Origin of the sequence: Pseudomonas sp. MM213 (assembly GCF_020423045.1) — a bacterium.
Classification (GTDB): Bacteria; Pseudomonadota; Gammaproteobacteria; order Pseudomonadales; family Pseudomonadaceae; genus Aquipseudomonas; species Aquipseudomonas migulae.
In genome coordinates this window covers 633,901-646,337 of sequence record NZ_CP081943.1, presented here as the reverse complement: position 1 = coordinate 646,337, position 12,437 = coordinate 633,901, and the positions used below count along the sequence as shown (strand labels likewise).

The 12,437-nt window shown below is 61.1% G+C and carries 12 protein-coding genes and 2 pseudogenes; 6 read left to right on the top strand and 8 right to left on the bottom strand.

The features are described 5' to 3' along the window. Window positions 1-312 precede the first annotated feature (312 nt). Window positions 313-717, bottom strand: a complete 405-nt coding sequence (locus tag K5R88_RS03080; protein ID WP_007907888.1) for a TraR/DksA family transcriptional regulator — start codon at window positions 715-717, stop codon at window positions 313-315. A gap of 372 nt (window positions 718-1,089) precedes the next feature. On the opposite strand from K5R88_RS03080, the gene K5R88_RS03075 reads away from it, so the two are divergent. Next, window positions 1,090-1,701: a glutathione S-transferase gene (locus K5R88_RS03075; RefSeq protein ID WP_226299167.1), complete on the top strand. Its 612-nt coding sequence runs from the start codon at window positions 1,090-1,092 to the stop codon at window positions 1,699-1,701. Window positions 1,702-1,779: 78 nt separating this feature from the next. Here K5R88_RS03075 and K5R88_RS03070 read toward each other — a convergent pair whose 3' ends face one another. Further along, entirely contained in the window at window positions 1,780-2,088 is a 309-nt protein-coding gene (locus K5R88_RS03070; protein ID WP_226300231.1) for a hypothetical protein, read from the bottom strand. A 175-nt stretch (window positions 2,089-2,263) separates the two neighbouring features. On the opposite strand from K5R88_RS03070, the gene K5R88_RS03065 reads away from it, so the two are divergent. Beyond that, entirely contained in the window at window positions 2,264-2,947 is a 684-nt protein-coding gene (locus K5R88_RS03065) for a response regulator transcription factor (RefSeq protein ID WP_008028105.1), read from the top strand. Then, the gene (locus K5R88_RS03060) at window positions 2,925-4,319 is read left to right on the top strand and encodes a sensor histidine kinase (protein WP_223414779.1); all 1,395 of its coding nucleotides are present in this window, start codon (window positions 2,925-2,927) and stop codon (window positions 4,317-4,319) included. The genes K5R88_RS03065 and K5R88_RS03060 overlap by 23 nt, the downstream gene beginning before the upstream one ends. Window positions 4,320-4,686: 367 nt before the next feature. On the opposite strand, the gene K5R88_RS03055 is transcribed toward K5R88_RS03060, so the two are convergent. The 3 genes from K5R88_RS03055 to K5R88_RS03045 are packed head-to-tail and all read right to left on the bottom strand — an operon-like array spanning window position 4,687 to window position 6,941. Then, window positions 4,687-5,097, bottom strand: a complete 411-nt coding sequence (locus K5R88_RS03055) for an SRPBCC family protein (protein ID WP_192496280.1) — start codon at window positions 5,095-5,097, stop codon at window positions 4,687-4,689. A gap of 27 nt (window positions 5,098-5,124) precedes the next feature. Further along, complete coding sequence (locus tag K5R88_RS03050) at window positions 5,125-5,922, bottom strand: SDR family NAD(P)-dependent oxidoreductase (protein ID WP_223436857.1); 798 nt, start codon at window positions 5,920-5,922, stop codon at window positions 5,125-5,127. 2 nt (window positions 5,923-5,924) lie between these two features. Continuing rightward, on the bottom strand, window positions 5,925-6,941 hold the full coding sequence (locus tag K5R88_RS03045) for an aldo/keto reductase (RefSeq protein ID WP_226299166.1): 1,017 nt from the start codon (window positions 6,939-6,941) through the stop codon (window positions 5,925-5,927). 148 nt (window positions 6,942-7,089) lie between these two features. Between K5R88_RS03045 and K5R88_RS03040 the strand changes: the two genes are divergently transcribed. After that, window positions 7,090-7,977 (top strand): LysR substrate-binding domain-containing protein, encoded by an 888-nt coding sequence (locus K5R88_RS03040; protein WP_226299165.1) that lies wholly within the window; start codon window positions 7,090-7,092, stop codon window positions 7,975-7,977. A gap of 377 nt (window positions 7,978-8,354) precedes the next feature. Beyond that, a pseudogene (locus K5R88_RS03035) lies at window positions 8,355-9,269 on the top strand (LysR substrate-binding domain-containing protein); the annotation flags it as partial. On the opposite strand, the pseudogene K5R88_RS03030 reads toward K5R88_RS03035, so the two are convergent. The 3 genes and pseudogenes from K5R88_RS03030 to K5R88_RS03020 all read right to left on the bottom strand — a co-directional run bounded on the left by K5R88_RS03030 (window position 9,196) and on the right by K5R88_RS03020 (window position 11,782). Continuing rightward, window positions 9,196-9,788: pseudogene (locus K5R88_RS03030) on the bottom strand (DinB family protein). The pseudogenes K5R88_RS03035 and K5R88_RS03030 sit on opposite strands and share 74 nt — an antisense overlap. A 71-nt stretch (window positions 9,789-9,859) precedes the next feature. After that, on the bottom strand, window positions 9,860-10,969 hold the full coding sequence (locus K5R88_RS03025; RefSeq protein WP_226299164.1) for an NAD(P)/FAD-dependent oxidoreductase: 1,110 nt from the start codon (window positions 10,967-10,969) through the stop codon (window positions 9,860-9,862). Between the two features lie 24 nt (window positions 10,970-10,993). After that, window positions 10,994-11,782, bottom strand: coding sequence for an SDR family oxidoreductase (locus K5R88_RS03020; RefSeq protein WP_008043517.1), 789 nt, complete (start codon window positions 11,780-11,782; stop codon window positions 10,994-10,996). A gap of 274 nt (window positions 11,783-12,056) precedes the next feature. Between K5R88_RS03020 and K5R88_RS03015 the strand changes: the two genes are divergently transcribed. Beyond that, the gene (locus tag K5R88_RS03015; RefSeq protein WP_008043507.1) at window positions 12,057-12,374 is read left to right on the top strand and encodes a DUF2388 domain-containing protein; all 318 of its coding nucleotides are present in this window, start codon (window positions 12,057-12,059) and stop codon (window positions 12,372-12,374) included. The last annotated feature ends 63 nt before the right edge of the window (window positions 12,375-12,437 follow it).

The following is a 12,437-nucleotide window of genomic DNA, read 5'->3' as shown; positions in this document are numbered from 1 at the left end:
CGCACAGCAAGAGCATCAGGGCGATGCTTTGCAGCGTCGGCGTCAGCCAGCGGGTCTTCGGTGCAAACACTGGTGCAGGCAATGCCCCAACCAGAGATCCGTCTCTCGTCATCTTCGTCACCCCATGCGTCTTCTAATTGTTGTGACTGCATTAAACGCCACTAGAGGGCCATTATCCATGGTCCATTAGTAGTGGTCGTTGCAGCAGATCAATAGAAGTGCGCGAGGTTTTTCGCAGACGAAAAAAAGCATCGCGGGCAAGCCTTGCTCCTTCAGGAGTGAGGCTTGCCCGCGATGCGGGGCGCTACGAAATCAGGCCTGACGCTGGTGCTTGTCGATCTGTTCGTGACGCTCTTGCGCTTCGATGCAGTACTTGGTGGTCGGGCTGATCAGCAGACGCTTCAGGCCAATGGCCTCGCCGCTGTCGTCGCACCAGCCGAAGCTGTCTTCCTTGATGCGCTCCAGCGCCTGTTCCAACTGAGGCAGCATGCGCTGGTCGCGATCGATCGCGTTCACCAGCCAGGTGCGCTCTTCTTCGACAGAAGCTGCGTCAGCCGGATCGGCCGGGGTATCCAGGCTTTCGATGGCGATGCGGTTCTGTTCGATGCGCTCATGGGTTTCGACTTTCATGTTCTGCAACAGCTCAGAGAAAAAAGCATGTTGCTCGGCATTCATGTAGTCATCCGCCGGCATGGCCAGCAACTTGTCCTTTGTCATTGATATCTCTATAAAAAAACGTGCATTAAGGCGAATTAGGGAGCGTTCCGGCGGACCTGGTCTGGCCATCGGAAAGGCGCCGTTTATTCCAAGCGCCACCCGGCACTCAATTTACGAGGGGCGGCAGTCTAAGGCCGACTTGAGGCCTCAGCAACTGAAAAGACAGCGAATTTGTCCGACAAAGCCCCGAAAGTGCTCTATGTCAGCCTTTACGGTGGTTATCGGAGTGCGTTTATAGCAAGAAATTCAACCGAGCGGCTGTATATAGAAGACAAATGGCCTCAACGGTGGTGTTTGCCGAGCACATTTGCAGGGCAATGAACCTCAGCTAAGGTTGTCCTCCCGAAATGGCAAATCTTGAGGAGAGGTTCAATGAAGCTGATCGGCATGCTGGATTCGCCCTACGTGCGACGCGTTGCCATTTCCGCCAAACGCCTGGGCATCGACCTCGATCATCAGTCGGTTTCGGTGTTTCGGCACTTCGAGCAGTTCCAGCAGATCAACCCGGTGGTCAAGGCGCCGACGCTGGTGCTGGATGACGGCGAGGTGTTGATCGACTCGACGTTGATCATCGATTACCTGGAGGCACTGGCCGGACCGGGTAACAGCCTGATGCCAGGCGAGCTGAATCAGCGCCTGCGCTCGTTACGCTTGATCGGCCTGGCGTTGGCAGCCTGCGAGAAGTCGGTGCAGCTTTATTACGAACGCAACCTGCGGCCCGCGGAAATTCAGTTCGAACCGTGGGTGGAACGGGTCGAGGGGCAATTGGCGGCCGCGTATTCGGCACTGGAACGGGAGCTGGAACTGCGACCGTTGAAGACTGACGGTTCGATTGATCAGGACGGGATTACATTGGCGGTGGCCTGGAGCTTTACCCGTCTGGTGGTGCCGGATCAGGTGGATGCCTGGCAGTTTCCGCTGATCAGTGCGTTTACCGACTATGCCGAGGGGCTTGAGGCATTTGTGAGCACACCGATTGAATAGCGTTGCACCTGACAGCAGGAGAACGCGGTCTGCTGTAGGAGCGAGCCCGCTCGCGATTTTTTATGCATTGCAGATGAGCTACTTGCGCTTGTAGCTCTTGTTACCACTGGGTGTCAGGCAATACACCCCGCCTCGTGGGCCGGTGCAAAACGAACCTGAGCCGCAGGTGCAACCATCGGAGCTCTGCAATAAGGTTTGCGGGCGAGCCTGGCTTGAACCGCCATAACGTGCCGAGCAGCTTTTCTTTGAGGCGCTGATAGAGCCGTCATTACACAGGAACAAGTCGCCATCACAACGATCGATACCGCCCTTCTTCCCCGAACACGGAGTGTTTCCCGCCAAGGCACTCCCGCTGATGACACACAGCAACAACACAACAATCGACATCCCGCCACGGCGAATCAAAGTGCGCACAGTCGAACTCCCTTTCAAGGTTATGGCCAGATGATATCAACGTTCCGGGCCGTCCCATGAGCCACATGAAAGTTAATTTAAAAAGTCGCCGGCATTTCTTGGCAGAATGCCCACACACTTGCCTTGAACTGACTATCAGGTCCGCCCTATGACCCGCATCTTGACCATCGAAGACGACGCCGTGACCGCCCGGGAGATCGTCGCCGAACTGAGCAGCCACGGCCTCGACGTGGATTGGGTCGACAATGGCCGTGAAGGTCTGGAGCGCGCGGTCAACGGCAACTATGACTTGATCACCCTCGACCGCATGTTGCCCGAGCTCGATGGCCTGGCGATTGTCACGACGCTGCGGACCATGGGCGTGGCGACGCCGATCCTGATGATCAGCGCCCTCTCCGATGTCGATGAACGCGTGCGCGGTTTGCGTGCCGGCGGTGACGATTACCTGACCAAACCGTTTGCCACCGATGAAATGGCCGCCCGGGTCGAAGTGCTGCTGCGCCGGCAGAACACCGTGACCGCCCAGGCCACCACGCTGCGGGTCGCGGACCTGGAACTGAACCTGATCAGCCACGAAGCCAGCCGCGACGGCCAGTTGCTGACGCTGTTGCCCACCGAGTACAAGTTGCTGGAATTCCTGATGCGCAACACCGGGCAGATTCTGTCGCGGATGATGATTTTCGAAGAGGTCTGGGGTTATCACTTCGACCCCGGCACCAACCTGATCGACGTGCACATCGGCCGCCTGCGCAAGAAGATCGACCCGCCCGGCAATGTCCCACTGATTCGGACCGTGCGAGGCTCGGGTTATGTCATTGCCGAACCCCTCTAAAGGCTGGCGCTCTTCCAGCAGCCGGTTGCTGGCGCTCTACAGTTCGCTGTTCGTGCTCTGGAGCGGGATTCTCATGGGGGTCATGTATTACGAGGTGTCCGCCTACCTGGACAACCTGGCCAAGCACTCGCTGATGCAACGTCAGCATTTGTTTTCGCGTTTTTCCGGCGAGCAACTGCTGGACGCCCTCGCCGTCAGCATGACCTTCGATATTCGCGGCATCGACGCCTACGGCCTGTTCGATGCCGAGCATCGCTACCTCAACGGTGCCCTGCGCCACATTCCTAAAGGTTTGCCGCTGGACGGCAAGATCCACATGCTCAGCGACTGCGCCGACTCCGATGACCCGACGCTGCCCGCCGACAGTTGCGACGCCGTGGCAACCCAGACACGGGACGGTCGCTGGCTGATTCTGGTGCGCGACAACGGTTCGCTGTTCGCCGTGACCCGCATCATTCTGCACGCGCTTTTCTGGGGTGTGACCCTGACTATTTTGCCGGGCATCGTCGGATGGCACCTGTTGCGCCGTCGACCGTTGCGACGCATTCGTGGGATTCAGGCCAGCGCCGAAGCGATTGTTGCCGGTGACCTGACCCGACGTTTGCCGCTGTCCAATCGCCGCGACGAACTGGACATGCTCGCCGCCATCGTCAACGCCATGCTCGAACGCATCGAGCGTTTGATGAACGAGGTCAAGGGTGTATGCGACAACATCGCCCACGACTTGCGCACGCCGCTGACCCGCTTGCGGGCGCAGTTGTACCGCATGCAGCAACAGGCCGGCGAAGGGTCGGCAGAAGCGACACAGCTCGACTCGGTGCTCGCCGAAGCGGATACGCTGATGGCACGTTTTCGCGGGTTGCTGCGGATCTCCGAGCTGGAGGATCGTCAGCGGCGTTCCGGTTTTGTGCAGTTGGATCCGGTGCCGTTGTTGCAGGAGCTGCACGACTTTTATCTGCCGTTGGCGGAGGAAGGTGAACTGACGTTCAAGCTGCAATTGCCTGACACTCTGCCGCCATTGAATGGCGACCGGGCGTTGCTGTTCGAGGCGGTGGCCAACCTGCTGAGCAACTCGATCAAGTTCACGCCGCCGGGGGGCGAGGTGATTTTGCGCGGGATCAACGAAGGTGGGCATACGCGGATCGAAGTGCTCGACTCCGGACCCGGCATTGCGCTGGCCGAGCGCGAGGCGGTGTTTCAGCGCTTCTATCGCGCCGAGGGCGGCAATCAGCAAAGCGGCTTCGGGCTGGGCTTGTCGATCGTCGCGGCGATTGTCAGCCTGCATGGGTTTACGCTTGAAGTGGCTGACAGCGAATCGGGCGGCGCACGGTTGGTGCTCGATTGCCGACAGAGCCTGATTGCCCAGAGCTGACGCGATTTCCCTGAACGGACACAGCCGGCTCCTACAGAATTGGGGGATGTTCGAGAGTAGGGACTAACGCGAAACCTGTAGGAGCTGGCTTGCCGGCGATGGCGATTTTGCGGACGCCTTCGCCGGCAAGCCTGGCTCCTACAGGATCGGGGGATGTTCAGGATGTTGGGTTAACACAAAACCTGTAGGAGCCGGCTTGCTGGCGATGGCGATTTTGCGGACGCCTTCGCCGGCAAGCCTGGCTCCTACAGGATCGGGGGATGTTCGGGATTTTGGATTAACGCGAAACCTGTAGGAGCCGGCTTGCCGGCGATGGCGATTTCACGGACGCCATCGCCAGCAGGCTGGCTCCTACAGGGGATCGGGTTTACACGGGGTAGTTGGCCCGCAGGGCTTGGAGGCCACCCTGGTAAATCCCGGCAAACAATGCCGCCACTTCATCTTCGGTCACACCGACCGGCGCAAACCGCCCCGACCAGGTCACCCGGGCGCCCTCGCCCTGCGCTTCAACGCGGATCGTCGCCAGGTAATCCGTCGCCGGAAACGGTGCCTGCAAAATCGAGTAGCTATACGTCTTCCCGGCGTTATCAAACGACTCAAGCCGTTCCACCACTACCGCGCCATCGGCGGTTTGCAGACTGCGCACCCGCCCGCCTTCGCTCAGTTCGCTTTTGGGAATGAACGGCAGCCAGTCCGGCAGCGAGTTGAAGCCGCCGATCAATTGCCAAACCTTGTCGGCCGAAGCCGGGATGTCGATAAACGCTGATGCAGTTGCCATGCAGTCCTCTCTCCTCAATCAAAAAATTCAAATCGCCAGGCTGTCGACGACACCGCCGTCGACTCGAAGGGCGGCGCCGGTCGTGGCCGATGACAGCGGTGAAGCGATGTAAGCCACCAGGTTGGCGACTTCCTCGACGTCTGCCACGCGCTGGATGATCGACGTCGGCCGGGCCTTGCGCACGAACGCATCGGCTTCTTCGCGCACACTGCGCCCCGATTCGGCCGTGGCGTCCTTGAGCATTTGCTCCAGGCCATCGGTCAACGTCGGGCCTGGCAGGATCGCATTCACCGTCACGCCAGTGCCCGCCAGCCGTTTGGCCAGGCCATGAGACACCGCGAGGTTGGCGCTTTTGGTCACGCCGTAGTTGAGCATGTCCGCCGGGATCGCAATCCCGGATTCCGAGGACAGGAAAATCACCCGGCCCCAGCCCTGCTTGACCATGTCCGGCACGTAATGCCGTGACAGGCGCACACCGGAGATCACGTTGACCTCATAGAACCGCGTCCACTCGCTGTCCGGCGTGTCGAAGAAATCCACCTCGTTGAAGATCCCGAGGTTGTTCACCAGAATGTCCGCTCGCGGCTCGGCGACGAACAACTGCTCAGCACCTTCGGCGGTGCCGAGGTCGGCGGTCAGGCCACGCAGTTGCGCGCCCGGCACGCTCTGGCGGATGCTCGCCAGCGCCTGCTCGACCTTGGCCGTCTCACGGCCGATCACCACCACCGTCGCACCGGACTCGGCCAGTGCCTTGCTGATGCCCAGGCCAATGCCGGCGGTGCTGCCGCTGACGATGGCGAGCTTTCCAGTCAGATCGATCTTCATGCTCAAACTCCTGCGAGGGGTAATGGAGCGCGTTCGGACACCAGTTTCGCGTCGCGCATGGCTTGCCAGAACGCAGCGGGAATGACGGCTGACAACGCAGCCACATCTTCAGCAATCCGGTCCGGACGGCTGGAACCTGGAATCACGGCGGCAACGGCCGGGTTAGCGAGGGAGAACTGCAATGCAGCGGCCTTGATGTCGACGCCGTGAGCCGCCGCGATGCGTTTGATCTGCTCGACTTTATGGATAATCGCCGGGCTGGCCTTCTGGTATTCGAAATGCGCACCGCCGGCCAGAATCCCCGAGCTGTAGGGACCACCGACCACGATCTCGACGTTCTGCGCCAGCGCGGCATCCATCAGGCGTTGCAGGGCACGGTCGTGATCAAGCAGCGTGTAGCGGCCCGCCAGCAGAAAACCGTCCGGCTGGGCTTCGGTCAGGTCGAGGGTCAGCTCACACGGCTCGACCTTGTTCACACCCAGGCCCCACCCCTTGATCACGCCTTCTTCGCGCAAACGGGTCAGCACTTTGAACGCGCCGGTGCGGGCCTGGTTGAAGTATTCCAGCCATTGATCACCGTAGAAGTCCTGCGCGATGTCGTGGACCCAAACGATGTCCAGACGATCGGTTTGCAGACGCTTGAGGCTGTCTTCGATGGAACGCATCGTCGCGTCGGCGCTGTAATCGTTGACGATCTTGTTCGCGCGGCCGTGTTCGAACACGCCACTCTTCTCACCCAGATCACGGGCGGCTGCGTCTTCGACTTCATCCAGAATCACCCGCCCGACCTTGCTGCTCAGCACATAGTCGTCGCGTTTGTACTGGGACAGCGCGGCGCCCAAGCGAATTTCCGACAGGCCCGAACCGTAAAACGGTGCGGTGTCGAAGTAACGCACGCCGGCATCCCAGGCGGCGTGCACGGTGGCCAGCGCTTCTTCTTCAGGGATGGCGCGGAACATGTTGCCCAATGGGACGGTACCGAAACCCAGCGCACCGGGCAGTTTGTCTTTCAAGCTCATGAAAAAATCCTCTCGAATGTCTCGTAAACCTGTAGGAGCCGGCTCCTACAAAGAGCGGTGTTTGCTTTACCGTTGAGCCAATCCTAGATTGCGAGGATCGGACCGTCCAAGACATAATGCGCAGCACTTGAGTCCCTATAGGTCTGACATGATCGACATTCGCCAATTGCGCTACTTCGTCGCCGTCGCCGAAGAAGAACACGTCGGTCGCGCCGCCGAACGCCTGCACATTTCCCAATCGCCCCTGAGCCGGCAGATCGCCCAGCTTGAGGAACGCCTGGGCCTGACCCTGTTCGAGCGCAGCCAGCAACGCATCCGCCTGACCCGCGACGGCCAGACCTTTCTCGCCGAAACCCGCGCCCTGCTGACCCACGCCAATCGCCTGGAATCCCTCGGCAAACGCCTGGGTCGCGGTGAAGAAGGTGGCCTGTGCATCGGCTACATCGAAAACGCCATGCACGCCGGCGTCTTGCCCAATGCCCTGCGCGTGCTGCGGGTCGACCGGCCGAACGTGCACGTCGCGCTGTACAACCTCAGCTCCGCCGAACAACTCGAAGGCCTGCGTCAGCGTAGTCTCGATATCGCACTGGTCAGCGAACCGCCCGTCGCCGACGATCCGGACCTGCTGGGTTTTCAGGTGCTGGACGACCCAATGCTGCTGGCGCTGCCCGAGCATCATCCGCTGGCCTTGCAAGCGGAACTGACCCCGGCAGATCTGGCCAATCAGGAATGGATCGGCGTGCAACACCGCCAGAACTGCGCGAGCCGCGACGACTTCGTCAGCGCCTGCATCCGCGCCGGTTTCACCCCGGACATCCGCATGGAGGCGACTGAGCCGTTCACCGCGCTGGGGCTGGTGGCGTCGGGGCTGGGGATTGCGATGATTCAGAAAGGCTTGAGCCGCAATGCACCGCCGGGCGTGGTGCTGCGGGAGGTGCAGTGGATTTCATTCACCACGCCGCTGTGGGCAGCGTGGCATCGGGTTAATTTGCGGCCGTTGGTGGAGACGTTCAGGAAGGTGCTGACTGAGCCATAAGCAAGGCGGGATGATCAAAATACCCGTCCGCCAAACGCGCCCCATGTAGGAGCCAGGCTTGCCGGCGATGGCGATTTCACGAACGCCTTCGCCGGCAAGCCTGGCTCCTACAGAATCGCGGGATGTACAGGTATGAGAGGTTCACACCAAACCTGTAGGAGCCGGCTTGCTGCGGGCGGCGTTCCGACGATAGCGATTTCACAGACCCCTTCGCCGGCAAGCCTGGCTCCTACAGAATCGCGGGATGTTCAGGTATGGGGGTTCACACCAAACCTGTAGGAGCCGGCTTGCCGGCGATGGCGATCTCATGGACGCCTTCGCTGACAAAGGTTTGGTGCTTTACTGGAAAGACCCCGCCTCCTGCGAGTAGCCCCGCCATGAACCGCAACGACCTGCGCCGCGTGGACATGAACCTGCTGGTGATTTTCGAAACCCTGATGTTCGAAAAGAACCTGACCCGGGCCGGGGAAAAGCTGTTCCTCGGCCAGCCTGCCGTCAGCGCTTCACTGGCCAAGTTGCGTGATCTGTTCGATGACCCGCTGCTGGTGCGCAACGGTCGTGTGCTGGAGCCGACCCAGCGCGCGCTGCAGATTCTGAAAGAGTTGCAGCCAGCCATGGACACCATTTCCGGCGCAGTCAGCCGGGCCAAGGATTTCGACCCGGCCACCAGCCGCGACGTGTTCCGCATCGGCCTGTCCGACGACGCCGAATTCGGCCTGTTTCCGCCGCTGCTCAAGCAGATTCGCGAAGAGGCGCAGAACGTTGTGGTGGTGGTGCGGCGGGTGAATTTCCTGCTGATGTCGTCGATGCTCGCCAGCGGCGAGATTTCTGTCGGGATCAGCTACACCACCGAATTGCCGGCCAACGCCAAGCGCAAGAAACTGCGTGACCTGAGCGTGAAGATCCTGCGCGGCGACAGTCGACCCGGTGTCCTGACACTGGATGATTACTGTGAGCGACCACACGCGCTGGTATCGTTTTCCGGGGACCTGACCGGTGCCATCGACAATGATCTGGCCCGCATCGGCCGTTCACGCCGCGTGGTGTTGGCCGTGCCGCAGTTTGCCGGGCTGCGCGCCTTGCTGGCCGGCACCGACATGCTCGCCACGGTGCCGGATTACGCCGCGTGTGCGCTGATCGAAGGCAGCAGCCAGTTACGCGCCGACGACCCGCCGTTTGACATCAACCTGTCCGAACTGTCGATGGTCTGGAACGGGGTCAACGATAACGATCCGGCAGAACGTTGGTTGCGCGCGCGAATTGCCCAACACATGTCGGCGCCACTGCCGGGGGGTGAGCGAATTGAAATCCGGATCGGTTTCGCGCAGGAAGATCGGCAGGTCCGTCATCGGCGGCATGGCCGGAATGTCGAAGTACATCTGGATCACCCAGCCACGGTGATAACTGGCGTGATTGACCACGTGCAGCAGCATCGCGCCGGCGCTCATGGTCCCGCTTTCGCCCGAGACGAACGTGAACTCCAGGGGTTTATCCAGCGAGGCGTCGGTCTGGCGTTCGCTCCAGTCGCAGTACCAGTGATCGATGTCTTTTTGTGCCATGCGCAGATCGGCGAGATCGGGATGCAGCAGATCGTGCGAAGTCTTGAAGCCGTGCCCCCGGCCTTCGAGGTGGGCCTGCCAGATGCAGTCCACGACGTAGATGTGGTTCAGCGTGCCAATCATGTTCTTGAACACCGAGACCCGTTCTTTGTTGACCTCGCCCGGTGGCAAATCGGCCAGGCTGTCAAAGAGACGTTGATCGGCCCAGCGTTTGTAATCGGCCAGCATGCGGGCTGTGCGTACGTTAATCATCAGAGGTCTCCCATTGTGATGGGCGCACTGCAAAGCATAGTCCTCGTGAGGCGTGGCAGCTCAAACGCTGATCATCGGTCGCCCAGTGCCTGCGCTACCCGCTCGGCCAGCGCCAGGCAACTGGTCAGCCCCGGCGATTCGATGCCGAACAGATTGACCAGCCCGGGCACGCCATGCGTGGCGGGGTCGCTGATGATGAAGTCGGCGGCGGGTTCTGTCGGGCCGGTGATTTTCGGGCGGACACCGCTGTAGGCCGGTTGCAGGCTGTCATCGGGCAAGGCGGGCCAGTAACGCCGAATGGCCTCGTAGAAACCATCGGCACGGCGCGGATCGACGCGGTAATCGATGTGATCAACCCACTCGACATCCGGTCCGAAACGCGCCTGACCACCCAGATCGAGGGTCATGTGCCCCCCCAGCCCCGCGCTCTCCGGTGCCGGATAAACCAGGTGCCGGAACGGCGCGCGGCCGCTGAAACTGAAATAGCTGCCCTTGCACAAACGAGCCGTTGGCACGTGCTGCGACGACAGGCCCGCAATGCGGCTTGCCACCTCAGGGGCGGACAACCCGGCGCAATTGATCAACTCGCGGCAGCTCAGGGTCATCGGCTGGACGCCGCCCATCTGCAATTCGAAACCGCGTTCACTGCATCGGGCCGACATCAGTGGCGTATGAAACGCCATCGACGCCCCGGCGGCCTCGGCGTCCGCCTGAAGCGCCAGCATCAGGGCATGGGAATCGACAATCCCGGTAGAGGGCGACCAGAGCGCGGCGACGCAGGACAGCGCCGGTTCAAGGTCACGGGCCTGGTTCGCGTCCAGCCATTGCAAGTCTTCGACACCGTTGCGGGCGCCCTGCTCCAACAACTTCTGCAACGCCCCGCGCTGGTCATCATCAGTGGCGACGATGAGCTTGCCCAGTCGCTGATAACCGACGCCACGCTCATCACAAAAGGCGTAAAGGCGCTGTTTGCCCTCCACGCATAATTGCGCCTTGAGGCTGCCACTCGGGTAATAGATGCCGGCGTGGATCACTTCCGAATTGCGCGAACTGATGCCCACGCCAATGCCCTCGCCGGCTTCGACCAGAATCACTTCGCGCCCGCTGCGGGCCAACGCTCTGGCCACCGCCAGTCCGACCACGCCGGCCCCGACCACCACGCATTCGATATCGACGCTCACCTGCCCTGCGCTCCTTTTAAACGATCAAAACGTGCCGGGATAACTGCCGCCGTCCAGCAACAGATTTTGCCCTGTCAGGAAACCCGCGTGGGCGCTGCAGATGAATGCGCAATAGGCGCCGAACTCATCGGGCTGGCCAAAGCGCTGGGCCGGAACGTTTTTGCGCCGCTGTGCGCTGATGCTCTCGACGCTGGCACCATTGGCCTCGGCGGCGGCGCTCAGGGTTTTGTGCAGGCGCTCGGTCTCGAACGGGCCGGGCAACAGATTGTTGATCGTGACGTTGTGCCCGGCCAACCGCGACTGCCGCGCAAGCCCGGCGATAAAACCGGTCAGGCCGCTACGGGCGCCGTTGGACAGGCCCAGCACATCGATCGGCGCCTTCACCGCGCCGGAGGTGATGTTGACGACGCGTCCAAAACCGCGCTCGGCCATGCCATCGACACAGGCCTTGATCAGTTCGATGGGCGTCAGCATGTTGGCATCCAGCGCCTTCAACCAGTCTTCGCGTTGCCAGTCGCGGAAGTCACCCGGCGGCGGGCCACCGGCGTTATTGATCAGGATGTCCACCTGCGGGCAGGCCGCCAATACTTGTTCGCGGACCGCCGGTTCGCTGATGTCGCCGGCCACCGTGCGCACTTCGATGCTCGGCGCCAGGCCACGTAATTCTGTGGCGGCGGCTTGCAACGTTTCGTCGCCACGGGCGTTGATCACCAGGTTGACGCCCTCCTTCGCCAAGGCTCGCGCACAGGCCAGCCCCAAGCCCTTGCTGGCGGCGCAGACAATCGCCCAGCGACCCGATATGCCCAATTCCATGACGATGCTCCCGACGGTTCGAAAACCTAACGTTACCACCGTGCGCCGTCGGGATACCCCAGGGAATCGGGCTTGTTCGGCAATTCAATTGTTCCGGATTATCACGAGTGAAAACGACTGACAGAAGTAACAGGTCAATCCATGCCGATGCCAACAGCCGAGCGGATCCAAACACGCGCATTGAAGTGATTGTGTGTGCGGCAAGGAACTCCTGACGGCTGCCGCGCATCCTAAATTATGTGGTACTTCCATTACGCTTTCAGAGGACACCGTCATGCGCCGTCTGATCATCATTTCTTCCCTTGTGTTGTGCGTACCCTTCGGCTCGGCTTTCGCGGATGTGGATGCGGGCGATGTGGCCACCTCGGCCGGGGTTTCCGCTTCGCTGTACTCGACGTTCAAGGACGACAAACTCATGATCCCCGCCCGGGATGATGCCTCCAGCTTTGTGGCCAGTGGCGGTGCGATTCGTGGGGTGTATCTGGAGTCGGTCATGCAGCAGATCCGCCAGGACAATCCCGGACTGAACGCCAGCGATGAAGACCTGGCCAGAGCGATTCTGATCCAGGACGGTGCCGCTGCCGGGCAATGAAGGCTGAAACATTCGCAGTGGGGCTTGTGACACCTGACCAGGCGTTTACGGCCCTGCTTCGCT